Below are 19,447 nucleotides of genomic sequence, written 5' to 3'. Positions count from 1 at the left end.
ATCGCATGCCTCCTCGCCAACACACTAACCGCAGCATGCCGCGCAAACAAACTACCAGAACCCGAAGGACTAACGGCTTAATCCATCAGGTCGGGCTGCCATCAGCGGCCCGACCTCGGGTCATTCCCTAGGAAATTGCGTCTTTTCGCCTTTCTGCCTAAGGCTGAGCACAAACTGGATGGGTTTGACTGTTAGGCATTTCGTGTTAGTCGTTTTTTTCCAGCGCGTTACAAAGTAAACATGCGAATTACCTAAAGTGTTTTGGCTGGAGTTTGGGGGTTCGCGCGCAAAGTTGGCATGACGTCTAAGGTGAAGGCAATTCGAAACGTTTGCAGCCCACAGCGGGTTGTTGCAGGTTTCGTTTTTCTTCCGTTACTGGCTTATGCATTTCCCCCGTTCCTAGTGTCAGATCTGCCGTTTGGTCTGCGCCTTTTATTTTGGGCTAGTGTTATGATGATTGCCCTGGCGGCGACGTGGATTGCGCGGAAGCTGGTCCACGAAAACCTTGTGCCGCTCAATCTGCTGGCCCGCGAAATGGCGTTTGCCGGAGTGATTCTGGCTCTGTTCACACCGGCCCTGTGGGTGCTGGCATGGGCACTGTTCACATATAGTGGGCAAATGGCTCCTGAAGCGCGGGCTGTTGCCGTTCATGGTGTGTTGCTGGCAACTGGTTTGGTCCTTGTTCACCGGAGCGATCTGAGCGCGCTCAGGGCGGATGAGCGTACTCTTGAGGTGCCGCGTATAGCACGTCGTTTGCCAGCTTCGTTCAACGGCCGCATCTACCGCCTTACAGTTAAAGATCACAGTGTCGATGTTGTGACTTCCGAAGGAACCTTCACAATCCGATCTCGCTTCACCGATGCGATTGATGAGATGGAGCCGGTGCCCGGCCACTGTTCACATCGTTCTCATTGGGTAACCGACGCAGCAATTGTTGGCGTTGAACGGGCGGATGGTAAAATCTATCTCCGCCTTATTAATGGTGACCTCATTCCCGTCAGCCGCAAGTACAGACCCATGTTGGAGGCTGATGGGATTATCTGTTCTTAACGTGGCATCGGAATGAGTTGTGGGTTTGGTCCGGTGAGGATCGCCATAGCCTCTGACCCCATCAAATCCGACAATGCCTGGTCGGAACTGCGTAGCCCGCCGGTGTAGGTTCCGTATGCTGGCATAAGCAGCCGATCCTGGTTCAACAAAAATGCAGGTCGCGAGATTGCACGTCCTTTGACGCGCAATTGCGCCTTTGGGTGGAAATGGCCTGAGACCTCACGCTGTGCGTCATCTTGTGGGATATGCCGAAAGGTAAGTACACCGCAGGCCCATTCGAATAGGTGGGTTCCGCCTAACTCGATGGGTCCGGGATCGTGGTTTCCTTCGATCCAGATCCAGCGGCGACCGGCTTGCAGGGTTGTTATTCGTAATTTCTCGGACGCTTCCAGTGCTTTCGAGGCATCCAGATCATCGAAACTGTCGCCCAGACACACGACCTGCTCGGCCCCAGTTCTGTCCAGATCTGCGGATAACCGGTCCAGAGTATCGCGGCTGTCATACGGGGGCAGGGCGGGACCGCCACGACGGACCAACCGTTCGGATTTGCCCAGATGCAGGTCAGAAACACATAAAAGTCGCTGGTCCGGCCACCAAAGCGCCCCGGACGCCATGGCGTACAGATGCTGGCCTGCAAAGGAAAACTCAAGACTGTTCATGGTACGTTCTTTTCCTGTTTCAGGCCCATGTGCAAGAGGATTTACGTCGCTGCCAGTCCAGCAGACTGCAACAGCCGGGCGCTTTCTTCTGCCAGCAGCCGTTCTTCCGCAGCACCTTTGACCGGGACCTTGCCAACCTCCAGAAACAGCGGGGCGGCCAAAGGGGAAACCCGATCCAGCCTGAGCAGATCGATCCGATTGCCAATCCGCTGGATCAAGGCTTCGATCCTGCCGAAATCTACCAGCCCGCGCATAGCTTCCTCGCGGGTGATCTGCATCAACAGGTGATCGGGGTCGTACTTCAGCAAGGTGTCATACAGTATGTCGGATGAGAACGTCGCTTGCCGTCCGCTTTTGCGCTGCCCACCGGTGTTTCGTTCAATCAGGCCCGCAATTGTGGCCGAGGCACGGAATGTCCGCTTCATAACGGCATTTCCGGCAAGCCAGGTGTCCAGGCCGTTACGCAATGCGTCTATGTGGAACAACGGGCGCGGGTCCGTGACCGCATCCAGCCCCCAGATCAGCGTCGCATAGTCTGTAGCCACAAAGCCCAGCGGGGCCAGCCCGGTTTCCTCCATCCGTTTGGTTAGCAGCAATCCTAACGTTTGTTGGGCATTGCGTCCGGCAAAGCCATAGACACACAGATGTTCTCGCCCATCATTAGGGAAGCTTTCGATCAGCAACCTGTCGCGTCGCGGCAGGCGAGACATCTTACGCTGCAGCGTCAGCCAATCGGCAGTGTGACGCGGCAATTGAGGCCAGTCGGGCTGTGCGAACATGCGCAGGATTCGGTCACTCAGCTGCGTGGAGGTCGCGAATTTGGTACCCGAGAAGGTCGCGATCTTTGGTTTCTTATCGGCGCGGCGGCTGACCTCGACCACCATTTCGCGCAACCCCTCGTACCGAACGATCTGGCCGCCAATCAGGAAGGTGTCGCCGGGTGTCAAAGACGCGGCAAATGCCTCTTCCACCTCGCCCAGTGGTTTGCCGCCACGATTGCGTCTTAGCCGAACTTTCAGCGTGTCCGTATCCTGAATAGTTCCCAGGTTCATCCGGATACGCTGTGTCGCGCGGGGATCACGCAACTGCCACAACCCGTCGGGGCGCTGCTGCAGCCTTTGCCACCTGTCATAAACACGCAGGGCGTAACCACCGGTGGCGCAGAACTCCAGGCAGGCGTCGAATTCGTGGCGCGAAAGATGTGCATAAGGCCCGGCCGAGGTCATCTCGGTAAACAAAGAATCCGCGTCGAAGGGTCCCGCAGCTGCGGCGATCAGTACATGCTGGCACAAAACGTCCCTGGGGCCAGCTCCGCGCGGCTCGCCATCCAGTTCATGCGCCCGGGCGGCTTCCAGCGCGGCAACACACTCGACAACCTCAAAGCGGTTGGCGGGCACCAGCAGCGCCTTGGACGGGGCGTTGTAGCGGTGGTTTGCGCGGCCGATCCGTTGCACCAATCGTTTGACGTTTTTCGGTGCGCCGATCTGGATGACTAGATCAACATCGCCCCAATCGATGCCCAAATCCAGGCTGCCGGTACAGACAATCGCACGCAGATCACCCCGCACCATGGCGGCTTCGACCCTTTCGCGCTGTTGCCGGTCGAGACTGCCGTGGTGAATGCCGATAGGCAGATCATCGTCGTTTGCCAGCCAAAGGTTGCGAAAGAAAATCTCGGCCTGCGCGCGGGTGTTGTGAAAAATCAGCGTGGTCCTGTGCTGCCTGATTTGTTCCAGCACCGCCGGGATGGCATAGGCCGCTCCGCCACCCGACCACGGAGGCATTTCCTGTGTCTGTAACATCGAGATATCTGGATCAGGGCCGGGATCCGCCTGGATAATCTGGCAGGGGTCAGGATGTCTGGCCAGGAATCGCGCTATGGCTTCGGGGTCTTCAACCGTGGCTGACAAACCAACACGCCGCAAATCCGGGGACAAGCGCTGCAGCCGTGCTAGCGCCAGCATCAGCTGGTCCCCACGTTTGCTTTCGGCCAATGCATGGATTTCATCCACGATGACACGTTGTACACCTTCGAACATGCGTGGGGCATCTTCATAAGACGTTAGCAACGCAAGGCTTTCAGGTGTTGTCAGCAGAATGTGGGGCGGGTCCGCGCGTTGGCGTTTCTTTTGTGTGGCCGATGTGTCACCGGTTCTGTCCTCGATACGGATCGGCAGGCCGATATCCTCGACCGGAGTGCGCAGGTTGCGCTTGATATCCGCCGCCAGCGCCTTGAGCGGCGAGACATAGATCGTGTGAAGGCCCTTTTGCTCACCCCCCGACAACTCCGCCAGCGACGGCAGAAACCCGGCCATGGTTTTGCCACCGCCGGTTGGCGCGATCAAAAGCGTTGCCGGGTCTTGCGCCCGGTCAAACATATCTTGCTGATGCGGATGGATGGACCAGCCTTTGGCTGAAAACCAATGATGGATCCTGGCGGGAATCTGCGTCATGGACGCAGACTACCTGTCCCTTGGCCGAAATGGCACGGCGTTATTTGACGATTGTTTCGTCCTTGACAAACATGTTGGCCCAGGCACGATCAATCAGCTCCGGGCTCATCTGATACGGAATACCTTCGAACTCGCAGATCGAAATCATTTGGTCGATCAGGAAGATCGGCTGATAGTTTGCGTAGATATTGTTAATCGTCGGGTATTTGACCTTAAGCAAATGCACCAGCGCGCCTTCGTCCAAGGGGATGCCACGTTTGCGGGCCACCATGGCAAAGATCTTCAGGAAGTTTTCCTGGTTCGGGCCGTCGATCTTGATCTTGAAAAAGATACGGCGCAAAGCGGCTTGGTCAAAAATCTCATTTGGGTGGAAGTTGGTCGAGAAGATGACCAGCGTATCGAACGGGACTTCGAACTTTTCACCTGATTGCAGGCCGAGGATGTCCTTGCTTTCTTCCAGTGGAACAATCCACCGGTTGATCAGCGCCTGTGGCGGTTCAGCCTGACGTCCAAGGTCGTCCACGATGAAGATGCCACCGGTGGATTTCAACTGCAAAGGCGCCTGATATGTCCGCGCAGTTGGGTTGTACACCAGATCCAGCATGCTGAGCGACAGTTCACCGCCGGTGACAACTGTGGGCCGCTCGCACTGAACATACCGGGTATCGAACCGTTTGCGGCGGCGCAGGCTGTTGGGGTCGTCAGCCTCTTGTTCGATTGCTGTGTGTACGATCGGGTCATAAACGGTGATCACCTGACCCGCATATTCAATGGCCATAGGTACATAGACATTGTCGCCCAACGCATCCCGAATACCGTTCGAGATAGACGATTTACCATTGCCCGGGGGGCCATACATTAGAACCGAACGACCGGCACTAACAGCCGGGCCAAGTTGATCCAGCAAGGTGTCAGGCAAAACCAGATGGCCCATCGCCCCCGTTAACTGATCCCTAGTGATCTGAATGTTTCGGATGGATTGCCGTTTGACCTGCTCACGATAGACAGCCAGCGGTACCGGCATGGCGCCGAAATATTCCGATTGGCTCAGCGCGTCCAATGCACGTGCCTTACCAGCGTCGGTCAGCTGATACCCCATCTCGTTGCCGCTGTTGGCGTTCAGCGTGCCGGTGGCCTCAAGAAGTTTCTGCTCGCGCGCAATGTCTACCAGTTCCTGCGTCACTGAACCGGGAAGACAGATGGCTTCGGCGGTTTCTGACACAGTGCTGGTGTTCTTGCGAAAGATGGTTTTGAGCAGAATGTCCCGCATCATCACCAGCGGAAGCTTCATTTCAACCAGCCCCTTCGGGGCAGGGGGGGCCATAACCGCGGAGGTCTGCATGTTCATGAGCGTTGCTCGTCTGTCCAGTTGTCAGGTCAAATGCCCAAATTTGGGCGTCTTGACGAGAAACTGACCCAACTTTGTGGCGGGACCAAGGCAGCTACAAGGCGCAGTGGTGATAGTTCACGATCCGTAAACAGTACCCAATATCAAATACATGGCCAGCGCCCCGGCCAAGGCGAACCCCATGGGAAATTGCTTGCCGCGATCCCAGCTGTCCCAGTGAGGTGCAAAACTGCGCAATTTGGTGTTTTTGGCAAGGCGATGCGTTATCACGGCGGCCAACACACATGCGGTCAGGACTGCGGCTAACAACAACAAATCCCCCAGCCAGACAAATGGCGATGCGGCGGCCAGGAATTTTGCGTCTCCGGCCCCCATTGCTCCGGCAGCGTTCAAAACAATGCCTGCAATTAGAACTACGGGAATATGCATCAGCTGCCAGAAATAGACTGGCATGGACCAGGTGAGCGGCCCAACTCGCCCAGCTGTTGCACCCGTCGACCAGGGCGGCAGAACGAATAAACCAACTATGACAAACAGCATTGCAAGCGCCACAACTGCGTGATTTTTGATCCGCATTTCACGCATATCGGTAAAAGCGACATAGAAACAAATCGGCAGTACGAACGGCAGGAACCAGGCCGCTGCACCAGCTGGTATGAGCATCTATCAGGCTTCCTCAAGCGCGCGAAGCGAGCGGACCGCCTCGTCGAAATGCTGCGGATGCGTTGCAATCGCTTCACGGAACAGGTTCTTGGCGGTCGTCACATCACCCTGTTTGACCGCCGAAATACCCATCGTGTTCAACAGCATTGCACGTTCGGCCTGTGACATCGGAACAACCGGAAGACTGTAGTTTCCCTGAGCAGAGCGCGCCAACACAAGGTTGTTTTTTGCCGTGAACAGCGAATTGTCCTGACGGATCGCGTCCGTGAACAAGCGTTCGGCTTCGGCAAACTGGCCACGGGTCAATTTGGAATAGCCCCAGTTGTTCATCACACCGCCCGGGCGCGTCGTGAGCCCGACAGCGGTTTCATAGAAATGATCGGCACGTTTCCAATCCTTCCGCGAATCTGCCACCAGTGCCTCCAGTCGATACCGTTTGAAGGTTTCAAAGGTTGGTGGAACCGAGTCGAGTACGGTTTTCGCTTTGGCCCAGTCGCCGTTTCTGACGAGCGCATCTGCATATTCGACTTTGTCCGCAGCATTGGTGCCCTTCATCGACGTCACTCGTTTCCAGGCTGCGGCGGCCTCGGTTGTACGTTTTGCGCGGCTTAGCGAAATCGCCAACCCGCGTTGTAGGTCGATCCGATCAGGGTTTTTGGCTGCGGCCCCGTGAAAATAGGTCACCGCCTCATTTGGGTCAGCAGATGTCAGCAGAACGTCGTTCAGGTTGGTTTCGTCGATGACGTTCACTTCCTGAAGGGTACGTTCCACTTTTTCCTGTTCGGTTTCCTTCGCGCAGGCGGATAGGATCAGCCCGCTCGCCACGATAGACGGAATCAAGAATTGCTGGCGCATTTTTGCGTCCTTTACTGCTCTTGCCTCTGTGGCTGGATTTTGCGTAGCGTGAATTGCCCGTCGCCAAGCTGTTCCAGCGTATATTCTTGTTCTTGCGTCGTATTATTAACAGGATTTTCCGTTTTTGCGAGTGCTAAGCGAAGATTGTCGCGGATTGCGTCACTTTCGCCATTATCCAGCGCGTAGGCGCGTTGAAAGACTTGGGCCGCTTCCGGGTATTCCTGAGTCTCCATCAGCAAAACGCCAAGATTGTTCCATGCGACTGGCCATTTCGGATCGTCTTCAACTGCCCGGCGCAAAAGCGTTTCAGCCTGTCCAAGTCGCCGCAAGCCAAGGTTGGCGGTACCCAAAGAGGTCAGAATCTGCGTGGTCATGCCCTGGTCTAGTGCCGCGCGCGTAAATGACTCTAACGCAAGCTCGTATTCTCCGGCTGCCATCAGGCGGTTTCCCACGGTGATATTGTCTGCGGACTGGCCTTCAAGATCAATTCCCGGGGCATCGACGCCCTTGCCCAAGTTGCCTTCTGTACAAGAAGCCACCATGGCGAAAACCATGGTGGCCTGAAACATGCGGCGCGCCCATCTTCGCGCGCGCCTGGGTCGTTGTCTCATCAGGTTATCACCTGCTCCCAAACTCCGAAATGACGTTGGCGGATGGTCCGACCAAAATAACCAGCAGCGGAGGCACCGTCAGCATCATTGTGGCAAGTGTCATCTTGGTTGGCAACTTGTTGGCGGCCTCTTCCGCCCGCATTACCCGCTTGTCACGCATCTCACCCGCGTAAACCCGCAGGGCTTCGGCGATCGATGTACCGAAAGTTGCCGACTGGATCATGACGGTCACAAACGAGTTGACGTCTTGCACGCCGCACCTTGTGCCAAAGTCGCGAAGAACTGTGTTTTTTTCCTTACCCGCTTTCATTTCATACGCGACGACTTCGAATTCCTGCGCGATATCCGGGTAGGAGGCCTTCATCTCGCCCGCAACCCTTACAATCGCCTGGTCCAGGGATTGGCCGGCTTCCACACACACCAGCATCAGATCCAGTGTATCGGGAAAACCGGAGGTGATCGCTTCTTTCCTCTCTTCAACCCGACGGGTGATCCAGTACTTTGGCAACATGTAGCCAGCGCCCGCTGGCAAAAGCACACGGATGAGCGTCTGCTGAGTCGTAAACTCTTGCCCGTTCGCGAAGACTGTCACCAACATAACCCCGATCACAATTCCAATAATACCCAGCGCGAACTGAGCAAAGTGGAAAAACCGAACAGAATCCTTCGATTGGTACCCCGCCTGGCGCAGCTTGAGCTGCATAGCAGACAGTTCTTCCTCGTCCTTTGGTTCGAGGAACGTCGCAAATTTCTCAAGCTGTTCGTTGCGACCTGAGTTCCTAAGCTGGTCCTTCTTCGATTTCTTCTGTTTTTTGGGTGCGGCATTTGATCGCTGCAGTTTCTTTAGAGGATCCTCGGGTTGGCTCATCATCAGTGAGACGGCCACGAGAACCATAACCAGTCCCAGAACACCCACGATGATCAGAGGTCCGAATTCACCCAGGTTCTGGGTTAGCATGTCGTTGATTGTGGTCAGGAATTCCATTGACGTGCCCTCAGACCTTGATGTTGGTGATGACTTTCATGACGATCAGATTCAAGGTCAGCATGAAGCCAACAAAGAAACACATCGGAATGAACCAGGGGTGGTCCAGAACATCGTCATAATAGCCAGGATCTTTGACAAGAATGAATGCCAGACAGCCCAAAGGGAAACCCGAGAGAAACTTGCCAGACCACTGCGCCTCGGCTGTGATTGCTTTCACCCGGCGGAACAGACGGAAACGGGCCCGGATAACCTGCGCCAGACCGGCCAAAACCTCTGCAAGGTTACCACCGGATTGTTGCTGAATACCCACCGCAACCGCGAGAAAGCGCATGTCCTGCATGTCCAGCCTTTGCGCCATGTCCTTCAACGCTTCGGCAGCTTCGCGACCGTAGGCGCACTCATCTGCGATAACGCCAAATTCAGTCCCAAGTGGGTCTGGAACCTCATTCGCGACAACTTGAATCGTCGAGACGAACGGGTTGCCCACGCGCAGCGATCGGACCATAAGTTCCACCGCTTCGGGCAGTTGTTCTTCGATCATACCCATACGCTTTTTGGCCTTGCGATTGACCCAGGCGTAGACGCCACCAACACCAATCGCCACCGATAGAGCCGCCCGCAAAGCCGTATCAGTGGCTGTACCGATGCTAAGCCCCATAAACGCGACCGCAGAAACCAGACACATGATCATGATCAGCTGTTTGGGCGAGAATGCAATTGCCGCCTTTTGCGCCTTGTCCGCCAGCAATGAATACAGAGGGATGCTCTGTGACTTCATGTGCTGCTGCATTTCCTTGCGCAGCTGTTCCAGCACCTGTTCGCGCCCGACACCTTTGTCAAGCATGTCGAGCCGTCGATTAACACGGCTGTTCAGACTGATGGATTTCCCGAACGCCACAAGGTAGATACCTTCGACCAGAAGTAGAACTCCGACGAAGATCACAACATAGATAAGTGCCTCCATGGGCAATTGCATATCCGGATCTCCTACACTGTGGTTGGTTCGTAAATGGACGCAGGCAAGTCATAACCCCACAGACGGAAGCGTTCCGAATAGTGGCTGCGTACGCCTGTTGCTGTGTAATGTCCGATGATCTTGTTGTCGGGCGTTAGCCCAACGCGTTGAAAACGAAAGAGTTCCTGCATCGAAATAACATCACCTTCCATGCCCGTGATCTCAGTGATTGAGGTCATCCGGCGCGAGCCGTCCTGCAGTCGACTGGCCTGTACTATCAAATTGACAGCCGATGAGATCTGGCTGCGCACCGCTTTGATCGGCATCTCGATCCCAGCCATGGCGATCATGTTTTCCAGACGTGAAATCCCGTCGCGGGCCGAGTTGGCGTGGATTGTGGTCATTGATCCGTCGTGGCCAGTGTTCATGGCCTGCAACATGTCGATCACTTCGGCGCCGCGCGTCTCACCCACGATGATACGGTCGGGGCGCATACGCAGGGCGTTTTTCAGACAGTCACGCGGGCTGACTTCACCTTTGCCTTCGACGTTCGGCGGACGACTTTCCATCCGACCCACATGGGTTTGCTGCAGCTGAAGTTCAGCCGTGTCTTCGATCGTCAGGATCCGTTCGGCATCATCGATGAAACTGGACAGCGCGTTCAGAGTGGTTGTTTTACCGGAACCTGTACCGCCTGATACGATGATATTCAGGCGTGTGGACACGGCAGCTTGCAAAAATGCGGCCATTTCCTCGGTGAACGCACCAAAATTGACAAGATCATCAATGCCCAGCTTGTCTTTTTTAAACTTACGAATGGACACCAGCGAGCCATCGACCGCAATTGGTGGAACCATTGCGTTGAAACGCGATCCATCGGCAAGACGGGCGTCGACATAGGGGTTTGATTCATCAACACGACGACCAACAGCAGATACGATCTTATCGATGATCCGCATCAGGTGCTTTTCGTCTTTGAAAGTAATGTCGCTGATTTCCAGCTTGCCAGCACGTTCCACAAAGATCTGCTGCGGCCCGTTTACCAGAATATCGTTGACAGATTCATCCTGCAGCAGCGTTTCTAAGGGGCCAAGGCCCGTAACCTCGTCGTAGAGTTCCTTGTTAAGCTGGGTTCGGTCTTCGCGGTTCAGAACGATGTTCTTGGATTCCAGGACTTCGCTTGCGATCGCGCTGATTTCCGCGCGCAACTCCGCTTCTTCCGCGTTTTCCAGCGCCGCCAGGTTCAGGTTCTCCAGCAACTCTCGGTGCAGATCGATCTTGATTTCGCTTAACCGCTCTTTCCGCTTTCGATCGCGATCAGACCCGGCGGCCTCGGCTGACTTTTGGGTCTGGGGCTTACGAGCCACGGCATTTGAGGCCGGCGCAACTGGGGCATCGGGGGTGGTTTCGGGCACTCTTGCCGGGGTTTGAACCGGCTGCGCATCGGATTGCTTCTTGTATCTTGAAAACACGGCGGCTCCCCCTTTGTGATGGTGTTACGCAGCCTCGGCGCTGCTGCTGCCCAGGCTATGAAGCGATTTCGCAAGTTTCGCGATTTCACGGCGAAGTGGATTCTTGGCTGCCGAATTCGCAAGCGGCAATCCGTGGTCGCCACTTTGCATGACCTGCTTGCCACCATCCGGCAGCTGAAGATCTATTGCGACGCCCAGGCTTTCTCCCATGCGCTTAACGCGGCTTTTGCCGTTTAAATCGGTGAATTTCGGCGCGCGATTCAGCGCAAAGCGCAGTTTGTTGAACGGCAGCTCTTCTGCCTGAAGGGCCCGTTTCAGGCGCAGGGTATTCTGGGCTGACCGCATATCCAGTTCGATCATTGCAAAATACACATGCGCGGCTTGCAAAACAGTTTCCGACCAAAGGATCAGGGTTTTCGGCATGTCGACGATCACATAGTCAAAGCGCTTTCGGGCCGTGTCGATCACGCGCTGGATGTCTTCTGGTGTAATCAAGTCTAAGGGCACCATGTCCGATGGTGCCGTCAGGACTTCAAGCTTTTCTTCATAAGTTTGAAGGGCTTGCGAGAAAACCTCTTCATCCATTGATGCCGTGTCGGACAGCATCTCGAACACTGTTTCACGGCGTGGCAAATCAAGGTATGTCGACACTGTTCCGTATTGAAGATCCAGGTCGATTAGGCAGACAGTTGGCGCGTCCTTGTCAGATACGCAAGCAAGCTCCCAAGCCAAGTTGACCGCAAACGTTGTGGCTCCAACGCCACCGGCCAAGCCATGCACGACAAACAGGGCGCCCTCTTTCGAATCACCGGAGGCCTGCGCAGCGGATGCCACCTGCGCGGCGACAACCGGGTCGGGCTGCTTCATCCGTTCGATGGCTTCCTGCAGTTCGCCTTCAGGAAGAGGGTAGGGCACAAACTCATCAGCGCCTTTGCGCAATAACTGATGCAGAGACGCCGGGGTCACGTCCTCAGCTATCAGGACGACTTTGATCTTCTTCTCTTTGGCCTGGCTGATGATCTCGCCCATCAAGGACAGGTTGTCCTCGTCTTCGCTGTCGATCGCCAGAGCTACGAATTGCAGTGAAATTGCTTCGGGTTGGCTGAAAAAGGCCAGTGCTTCTGCGAAACCAAGATCGCCCCAGTTTTCACCCAGGGCAGCTTCCATGTCTTCGATCAGCAAGTCAAAGTTTTGAACATCTCGACTGATTGTACAGGCGAGGATTGCAATGTTGTCGTCTTGTGGTGTCGCGCTTGTCATGCACACAATCCTCGTCGTGAAGGCTTGGCAACTCACGCGAACGAAGAACGCCCGGCTTGGTTTGCTGTCGCCCCTTTGCGGTCAATTCTGGTCGCAGAGTTCCCAATTGTTCACAAATTCGCTGGGAAGTTGGGCAATAATTGGGCGCAAAAGAACCAATTGTAGGGAAATGGGCGACGATGCCGCCCATTTCGGGGTATTATTCAGCGCCGCCTGTCGCTTCGACTTCCTGGATAGTGCTGATCGTGGTCGCGCTTTCCACGTATTCGCGATAGACGATTTCAGCATATTTTCCATCCAAGGTTTGTGGGTTGCCATCCACAAAGCCCGAGACCTCTGTCACTGTTCGGCGGTTCCGGCGATCCCGATTGGGAGTTGCTACCAGCGGGCGGGTTTTGCCGAAGGATACAACGGCCTCAAGCCGCGATCTTGAAATGCCTTGTCGGGCAAAAAACGCAACAACGGCTTGGGCTCGGCGTAGTCCCAAGCTCTTGTTGTAGCTAGTTGAACCCACGGCATCCGTATGGCCGTATACACGGAAACGCGCCTCGGGGAACTGCTTGATCCAATCCGCTTGCTGCAACAGGATCTGCTGGGCAGAGGCGTCCAGTTGGGAACTGTTGAAAGCGAAATTGATCTGGCTCGGCACATCAGCCGCAAAGCGGCGGCTGAGAATCTGAGCGTATGTCAACTCGCCGTTCATGACCTGAATATTGTTTAAAGTCGCGTTTCCGAACGTGCCCCGATCAATCTCGTAACCGGCTTCGCGGGTACAAGAAGCGGCGACAGCAACCGTCAGACCTAGTGTAATGATCCACTTTTGCATTGGTCCAATCCTCCTAATCAATCTAGGACATAGCCGTAAGAGCTGCCGAAGTCCTGGTTGGCGACTTCAGACGCTCCGCCGGCACCGATGCGCTCAGTGCGTGCGACGCGGCCATTTACGAACAGGTCGAACTCACTTGGTGGTTTGACACGGTCGGTGGGCAACGCAAGTGCTTCTCCGCGGGTTGGCGAAACCAGATGCGCAGTGATAATGATGATAAGTTCGCTTTGTTCACGCTGGTACTCCGCGCTGCGGAACAACGCGCCTAGAATCGGGACATCACCCAACCAGGGAATCTGGCTGCTTAGGTCGGCAAAATCGTCTTGGATCAGGCCGGCAATAGCAAAACTCTCACCGTCTCGCAGTTCGATCGTTGTCTTCGCCTGACGTGTGATAAAGCTTGGGACTGTGTCGCCGTTAATCGTGAAGTTCGAGCTGGCATCGATATTGGATACCGCTGTTCCAAGTTCAAGATTGATCAAGTTTCCATCCACGACGCGCGGAATAAAGTCCATTTCGACGCCGAACGCTTTGTATTCGATTGCGACGACACCATCATCTTGCGGCACTGGGATAGGTACTTCGCCACCCGCCAGGAAAGATGCTTCCTGACCAGACAGGGCGGACAGGTTTGGTTCCGCCAGGCTGCGCGCAAGCCCTTTAGTTTCAAGGGCTTCCAGAAGAAGGCGAACCTGCGTAGAACCTGCTCCAAATCCGAACAGGATTGCTCCGGTGTTCGACTGATTGAAAGGGATGTTGTTTCCTAGTGCATTGTTCAATGCGCCTTGTGTGTTCAGTGAGTTTAACCCCCCTGTAACGTCCCCGCCGCCAAAACCAAGCGATGCTGACAAATTCTTGGCTACGGTACGGTTCATTTCAGCGAACCGAACTTTCAGCATCACCTGCTGAACACCGCCCACTGACATCAGATTTGAAACGCGTTCCGGCGCATACCGTTCCGCCAACTCAAGCGCACGCGCAAGTTTGGCGGCGCTCGATATCGTGCCAGACAGTACAATGCCGTCATTGGCTGTACGAACTTCAATTTGCTCAGTTGGAAGAATTTGGCGCAACCGCTCTTTGAATTCGGTCACATCTGGTGCAACGCGAACCCGAACATTGGCGATCAGATTTCCGGCGCCATCAAACAGTGTCATCGTTGTTGTGCCAGGTGCTTTACCTAACACGTAAATGGTACGATCAGAAAGCGATGAGATATCAGCAATGCCTGCGTTGGCAATACTAAGCTCTGCAAACGGTTGTTCGCTTTCAACAACGATCGCGCGGCTCATCGGCACATCCAGTGTTTCCACTGTGCCTTTCTTTACCACGCGAAGAGTTTCAGCCCAGGCGGCATCGCCGACCGGGCCCACAACAAGCGACAACCCCAGCAGGGTTGCGCTGATCCAGGAACGTATTGTCATGTGACCTGCCTCTCCGATCACGCCTCGTTTTTTGGGTCTTATGCCCTATGTTGAATGAGACTGCGCGAATTCCGAATTTATTGCAATAATCAATGGTTTCTGGAATTTTCCTTATGTGGACAATAGGCAACAACTAAAACGATCTAAGCCGCGCTATCGGCGCGGCTTAGATCAACTAACACTCTGAATTAAAGTCAATTTGTGCAGGGGATCTCGGTTACGACGATATCTCCGCCACGGCGTGTCTTGATGGTGCAAACTTGTTTCGGAGCCTTCTTTGGCGCGGGCGCAACATCCACAATACCAAGAAGCGACTTTTGGTCGACCTCAATAGTCGCCGTCGCGACGGCTTCTTCCTCAACGCCCACCAAGGCCAGCGACAGGCGACCTGTATTTTGGGCCTGGGCAAGCGATGCGACTTGCTGAGGCGTCGCGGCCACGGTGACCGTGCGTGCGATTGTGGCACCTGTAACGTCTGATCCCGCAGTTTGATCAACTGCGATCAGTTGGATTTTCGGCTGGATGAGGCGTGTGATCTCGCCTTCGGCACCGTCTACGATACCCCTAAGCGATCCCGTCCAATAGACATCGACATTGTCGCCAGGCCGCAAAAAACCGGACACGCCGGATGCCACGTCAACACTGATTGCAAAGGCGCGCATGCCTTTTTCGAGGCGCGACGTCAAACCGGCCTTTTCACCTGGTTCGGTGATTTTGACATCCATGAGTGCTTCGTCTTTTTCCATGGTCCTAAGAACGTACCGATCACCATTGGCCGTTTCAGGAAAAAGCGCAGTCATCTCAAGGAAACTTCCTTCGGGCACGGCATTCTCTGGCCAGTCCACGATTCGCACATCTTCTTGGGCTAACTTTTCACCGTACTTCAGTAGCCGGTTCGAAACGATGACGCTGACTGTAGGAATCACTTCCACCTGAGCATTTGCCAAAGCTTCTTGCGCCGCCAAGCGTTCCCGCGCGAGCTCGGCTTGATATGCTGAGATATAGTTGCGCGCCATATAAACCGCTCCGCCGGCCAGGGCGATCCCAACGATTAAGACAAGTCCAAAAACTGCTCGCATATAGGCACCTCTTTAATGCTTTGGCGACACGTGTACCGGCCTAAGCAAAATGATGAAACAGCGTATTCTTTAGAATGAAATTGTGTCGAAAAGTTGGACAAAAACACAGTTTGCGCGCTTCGATGCTATTTCGGCATCAATTTTACTTATCAGAAGTGCGGTTTTGCACACCTAAACGACGCTGTGGCGCCATTGATTATGGCGTTGCATCAATCGTCTGAACAGAACTCGTCCTTAGACGCGCTTAAGTGTGACATCTCAGTGAAACTCGAAAAGGCGATTAACCGCCACCGCCGGCTGTGCCTGCCGTTGCGAAGCCGCCACCGCCAGCGGCACTTGTGCCGGTACTGACGGTTGAACTGCTTAAGGCAGAGTTCACATTACCGCTTAAGCCAATCGTTCCTGTCTGGATTGCAAAGTATAGCAACGTGGCCAGGCCGATGATCAAAGCGGTTAACACAACCCAATCCACGGTTACGGCGCCGTCTTCTGACGCTTTGAAGGCTTTGAAAAACCGGTTCATGTTTTGCCTTTCTAGCGGTATGCCGTCAGGTGATACCCGACGAGAAGTTGAAAATCGAGTGACGCCAAATTTGACGTTCTGTTCATATATTTGTGATTGTTTGGGATGGCGGGAATTGGGCAAAACATTGATTTATCTGCCGTAATCTTGACTTTTTGGGCGACAATCAAGCGCTGGAATGCGGTATTATTCTTGTAACGAAAACCGTGTTTTAAGGGACCAAGCAAGCTATGTTGCGCTACCGTTAAACTTCCAACCATTCATTGGCCGCATTACTGAGTAGGGTCAAAGAAATGTTGGGTGACGTAAGGGGTTTTCCGACAACAAGAAATAGGCCGCGCCCCAAAGGGCACGGCCTCGTCTCTGTAAAAGAGACATATCAGGCTTAGTTGCTGGTGCCTGCGCCAGTGATACCACCGGCAGTACCGTTGGTGTCGCCGGTGCTGATGGTTGCACCTGACAGAGCAGTGTTCACGTCGGTGGCCAGGCCAACCGCACCGCCAGAAATCTGTGTGTAAGCAACGGTGCCCAGGCCGATGACTGCAGCGGTCAGAACGACCCAGTCAACTGTTACGGCGCCGTCTTCGTCTTTGCGGAAGTTCTTGATGAACTTGATCATGTTATGTCCCTCCTAAAGGATCTAAAAAAAGTCTGTTGAACCTCGGCGTCTTCCAGAGCTTTCTCTCTCAGTCCGCTCAAGTCCGTCTCGGTATGGGACAAGTTTTGCCCTTCACGCGTGGCAGGAATTGGGCCAAACGCGGATTTTTTGTCGTCGGGCTTAACTTTTTGATGATAAATTGCCTAACAATATGATTTTAAACAGTAAAAATTTCATTAACCAATGTCAGAGGTTGTTGTAGCGATGCAAAATTGCGGCAAATGAGGCGAAATTGCCCCATTTCGCTTTGTTTTTCTGGCCTTGCGGGAAGATTCGGGGTTCAAATCGCGGAAAAGAAAACATGAGGCAGGCAAATGAATTCCCGGGACGCACTTATATGCGCCGGCGTGTTGGCGTTTATGACATCGGGCGTGGCGCCAGCAATCGCGACCGAAGTTGAGCCGCGTGGTGTGTACAAGCGGATCAAGGCCCCAGCGCCTGGGGATCGCCCGCGCATCACCGTGCAGATCACCGAAGAAGAGCACGCTGCCAGACCTTCCGCCCCTAGTACAGGTGTTGAACTGGCTGTCCCGGAAGTCGCCACGCCTGCAAAAATCACTCCGCCTTCCGCCCCAGGTGCTGGTGTCAAAGCAAATCCAAAAGGGGCGTACACAGCTTTTTGGGACAGGATCTCGCCTGAACTGGCCCAGGCAGGATCAGGGCGGTTGGACGACGCCATCAACGCTCTGGCCGCAACCAGCGTAAGATCACCCCGGCTGCAGACGTTACAGAACATCGCGCAAGAGCAAGGGATTGAGATCCTGCGCTCTACGGTTGGCACCAACGTATCACCTGCGCTGGTCCTAGCAGTCATTTCGGTGGAATCTGCCGGTCGTGTGGATGCCGTTAGCTCCGCTGGTGCGCAGGGGCTCATGCAATTGATGCCTGCCACTGCCAAACGGTTTGGCGTTCAGGACAGTCTCAAACCAGAGCAGAACATTGCAGGGGGCGTGAAATATCTGAACTGGTTGATGGGAGAGTTCGGAAACGATCCGATTCTGGTCTTGGCTGGCTACAATGCCGGAGAAGGCGCCGTACGCAAACACAGTGGCGTGCCACCTTATTCTGAAACACGGGACTATGTTCCCAAGGTTCTTGCCGCGTTTCAAATCGCCCGAGCGCTGTGCACCACGCCTCCTGATCTGATTTCAGATGGCTGCGTATTTCAGACGTCAAACTAACAAAGCCCGCCAAATCCGGCGGGCTTTTGATTTGGATCCGGTCTCTTAAGGGGCTAGGTGACGATCTTTGCTTCGGTTGCGGCGCGCATTTCATCTTCGCTGACACCATCCGCCAGTTCGACGATCTTCAGGCCACCCTCGACCACATCCAAAACACCGAGATTGGTTATGATGCGATCCACAACGCCTTTGCCCGTCAACGGCAAAGTGCATTTTGACAGAACTTTTGAATCACCGTGCTTGTTGGTGTGGTCCATTACGACGATGACGCGGCCTACGCCCGCCACAAGATCCATGGCGCCACCCATTCCCTTAACCAGCTTCCCAGGGATCATCCAGTTGGCCAGATCGCCTTTTTCATCCACTTCCATTGCGCCTAGAATTGCAGCGGCGATTTTGCCACCCCGGATCATTGCAAACGATGTGGCACTGTCGAAATAGGCGGTGCGGGACAATTCCGTGATCGTCTGCTTACCCGCATTGATCAGGTCAGGGTCCTCTTCGCCCTCGAACGGGAAGGGCCCCATACCAAGCATGCCGTTTTCGGATTGCAGCGTGATGTCTTTGTCACCCACGTAGTTCGCCACCAGGGTCGGGATCCCGATGCCGAGGTTTACATACATGCCGTCTTCAAGCTCATCCGCTGCACGAGCAGCCATCTGATTTCGGTCCCAGGGCATTATGCGTCCTCCTTCTTGCGGGTGGTGCGTTGTTCAATACGCTTTTCATGGCTGCCTTGAACAATGCGATTCACATAGATGCCGGGCAGGTGGATCGAATCCGGGTCCAGCGAGCCGCGTGGAACAATCTCTTCCACCTCGGCTACACAGATTTTGCCGCAGGTTGCCGCTGGTACATTGAAGTTCCGAGCAGTTTTCCGAAACACCAGATTGCCTGTATCGTCCGCTTTCCACGCTTTGACGATGGCCAGGTCAGCGAAAAGGCCTTCTTCAAGGATATAGGTTTCGCCGTTGAAATCCTTATGTTCCTTGCCATCGGCAATCACTGTGCCCACACCAGTCTTGGTATAAAAGCCAGGAATACCCGCACCGCCGGCACGCATGCGTTCGGCCAGTGTGCCTTGAGGGTTGAACTCTAGCTCCAGTTCGCCGCTGAGGTACTGACGCATGAACTCTGCGTTTTCGCCAACATATGAACTGATCATTTTCTTGACCTGCTTGGTTTGCAGCAGAATACCGATGCCGAAATCATCAACGCCTGCATTGTTCGAGGCAAAGGTCAGATTCTGAGCACCGGAGTCTTTGATTGCCTCAAGCAGCAGCTCGGGAATGCCGCACAGGCCGAACCCGCCTGCGGCAATCAGCATGCCATCCGACAACACCCCATCGAGCGCCTCGGCGGCATTGGCATAGACTTTCTTCATGGAAAACTCCCCCAATGACATGGTGATGGGCAGGTTGTGCCGCCACGTCACGGGGAAG

19 protein-coding genes are annotated in these 19,447 nt (G+C 54.7%); 2 read left to right on the top strand and 17 right to left on the bottom strand.

Annotation, left to right across the window (positions count from 1 at the left end; genetic code table 11):
* Nucleotides 1-450 precede the first annotated feature (450 nt).
* Nucleotides 451-1,050 carry a LytTR family DNA-binding domain-containing protein gene (locus Q1B21_RS18995; RefSeq protein WP_298937051.1) on the top strand — a complete coding sequence of 200 codons (600 nt, stop codon included), beginning with the start codon at nucleotides 451-453 and terminating at the stop codon, nucleotides 1,048-1,050.
* On the opposite strand, the gene pdeM is transcribed toward Q1B21_RS18995, so the two are convergent.
* From pdeM to Q1B21_RS18920, 15 genes are all read right to left on the bottom strand, one after another.
* Nucleotides 1,047-1,709, bottom strand: coding sequence for a ligase-associated DNA damage response endonuclease PdeM (pdeM, locus tag Q1B21_RS18990; RefSeq protein WP_299892158.1), 663 nt, complete (start codon nucleotides 1,707-1,709; stop codon nucleotides 1,047-1,049). The two genes, Q1B21_RS18995 and pdeM, sit on opposite strands and share 4 nt — an antisense overlap.
* Nucleotides 1,710-1,750: 41 nt before the next feature.
* Nucleotides 1,751-4,162 carry a ligase-associated DNA damage response DEXH box helicase gene (locus tag Q1B21_RS18985; RefSeq protein WP_299892155.1) on the bottom strand — a complete coding sequence of 804 codons (2,412 nt, stop codon included), beginning with the start codon at nucleotides 4,160-4,162 and terminating at the stop codon, nucleotides 1,751-1,753.
* 40 nt (nucleotides 4,163-4,202) lie between these two features.
* A complete protein-coding gene (locus Q1B21_RS18980) occupies nucleotides 4,203-5,510 on the bottom strand; it encodes an ATPase (RefSeq protein ID WP_299082814.1) in 1,308 nt (435 codons plus the stop codon).
* Nucleotides 5,511-5,627: 117 nt separating this feature from the next.
* Nucleotides 5,628-6,173 carry a prepilin peptidase gene (locus Q1B21_RS18975; protein WP_299892151.1) on the bottom strand — a complete coding sequence of 182 codons (546 nt, stop codon included), beginning with the start codon at nucleotides 6,171-6,173 and terminating at the stop codon, nucleotides 5,628-5,630.
* A gap of 3 nt (nucleotides 6,174-6,176) precedes the next feature.
* Nucleotides 6,177-7,028 carry a tetratricopeptide repeat protein gene (locus Q1B21_RS18970; protein WP_299892148.1) on the bottom strand — a complete coding sequence of 284 codons (852 nt, stop codon included), beginning with the start codon at nucleotides 7,026-7,028 and terminating at the stop codon, nucleotides 6,177-6,179.
* 11 nt (nucleotides 7,029-7,039) lie between these two features.
* Nucleotides 7,040-7,582 carry a tetratricopeptide repeat protein gene (locus Q1B21_RS18965; protein WP_299892165.1) on the bottom strand — a complete coding sequence of 181 codons (543 nt, stop codon included), beginning with the start codon at nucleotides 7,580-7,582 and terminating at the stop codon, nucleotides 7,040-7,042.
* A 64-nt stretch (nucleotides 7,583-7,646) separates the two neighbouring features.
* Nucleotides 7,647-8,624, bottom strand: coding sequence for a type II secretion system F family protein (locus Q1B21_RS18960; RefSeq protein WP_299892145.1), 978 nt, complete (start codon nucleotides 8,622-8,624; stop codon nucleotides 7,647-7,649).
* A gap of 10 nt (nucleotides 8,625-8,634) precedes the next feature.
* Nucleotides 8,635-9,603 (bottom strand): type II secretion system F family protein, encoded by a 969-nt coding sequence (locus tag Q1B21_RS18955; protein WP_299892142.1) that lies wholly within the window; start codon nucleotides 9,601-9,603, stop codon nucleotides 8,635-8,637.
* 11 nt (nucleotides 9,604-9,614) lie between these two features.
* On the bottom strand, nucleotides 9,615-11,054 hold the full coding sequence (locus tag Q1B21_RS18950; protein ID WP_299892139.1) for a CpaF family protein: 1,440 nt from the start codon (nucleotides 11,052-11,054) through the stop codon (nucleotides 9,615-9,617).
* A 24-nt stretch (nucleotides 11,055-11,078) separates the two neighbouring features.
* Nucleotides 11,079-12,314, bottom strand: a complete 1,236-nt coding sequence (locus Q1B21_RS18945; RefSeq protein ID WP_299892136.1) for an AAA family ATPase — start codon at nucleotides 12,312-12,314, stop codon at nucleotides 11,079-11,081.
* Nucleotides 12,315-12,513: 199 nt separating this feature from the next.
* On the bottom strand, nucleotides 12,514-13,140 hold the full coding sequence (locus Q1B21_RS18940; protein ID WP_299892133.1) for an OmpA family protein: 627 nt from the start codon (nucleotides 13,138-13,140) through the stop codon (nucleotides 12,514-12,516).
* A gap of 17 nt (nucleotides 13,141-13,157) precedes the next feature.
* Nucleotides 13,158-14,564, bottom strand: coding sequence for a type II and III secretion system protein family protein (locus Q1B21_RS18935; protein ID WP_299892130.1), 1,407 nt, complete (start codon nucleotides 14,562-14,564; stop codon nucleotides 13,158-13,160).
* A 194-nt stretch (nucleotides 14,565-14,758) separates the two neighbouring features.
* The gene (gene cpaB, locus Q1B21_RS18930) at nucleotides 14,759-15,643 is read right to left on the bottom strand and encodes a Flp pilus assembly protein CpaB (protein ID WP_299892127.1); all 885 of its coding nucleotides are present in this window, start codon (nucleotides 15,641-15,643) and stop codon (nucleotides 14,759-14,761) included.
* A 280-nt stretch (nucleotides 15,644-15,923) separates the two neighbouring features.
* The gene (locus Q1B21_RS18925) at nucleotides 15,924-16,166 is read right to left on the bottom strand and encodes a hypothetical protein (protein WP_299892125.1); all 243 of its coding nucleotides are present in this window, start codon (nucleotides 16,164-16,166) and stop codon (nucleotides 15,924-15,926) included.
* 385 nt (nucleotides 16,167-16,551) lie between these two features.
* The gene (locus Q1B21_RS18920) at nucleotides 16,552-16,785 is read right to left on the bottom strand and encodes a hypothetical protein (RefSeq protein ID WP_299892122.1); all 234 of its coding nucleotides are present in this window, start codon (nucleotides 16,783-16,785) and stop codon (nucleotides 16,552-16,554) included.
* A gap of 353 nt (nucleotides 16,786-17,138) precedes the next feature.
* Here Q1B21_RS18920 and Q1B21_RS18915 point away from each other — a divergent pair, with 353 nt between their 5' ends.
* A complete protein-coding gene (locus Q1B21_RS18915) occupies nucleotides 17,139-18,005 on the top strand; it encodes a lytic transglycosylase domain-containing protein (protein ID WP_298937036.1) in 867 nt (288 codons plus the stop codon).
* A 53-nt stretch (nucleotides 18,006-18,058) separates the two neighbouring features.
* On the opposite strand, the gene Q1B21_RS18910 is transcribed toward Q1B21_RS18915, so the two are convergent.
* Nucleotides 18,059-18,685 carry a 3-oxoacid CoA-transferase subunit B gene (locus tag Q1B21_RS18910; protein ID WP_298937035.1) on the bottom strand — a complete coding sequence of 209 codons (627 nt, stop codon included), beginning with the start codon at nucleotides 18,683-18,685 and terminating at the stop codon, nucleotides 18,059-18,061.
* A complete protein-coding gene (locus tag Q1B21_RS18905) occupies nucleotides 18,685-19,389 on the bottom strand; it encodes a CoA transferase subunit A (protein ID WP_298937034.1) in 705 nt (234 codons plus the stop codon). The genes Q1B21_RS18910 and Q1B21_RS18905 overlap by 1 nt, the downstream gene beginning before the upstream one ends.
* Nucleotides 19,390-19,447: the final 58 nt, after the last annotated feature.

Origin of the sequence: uncultured Ruegeria sp., from assembly GCF_947504215.1 — a bacterium.
GTDB lineage: Bacteria > Pseudomonadota > Alphaproteobacteria > Rhodobacterales > Rhodobacteraceae > Ruegeria.
This window is presented reverse-complemented; position numbering and strand designations above follow the sequence as displayed.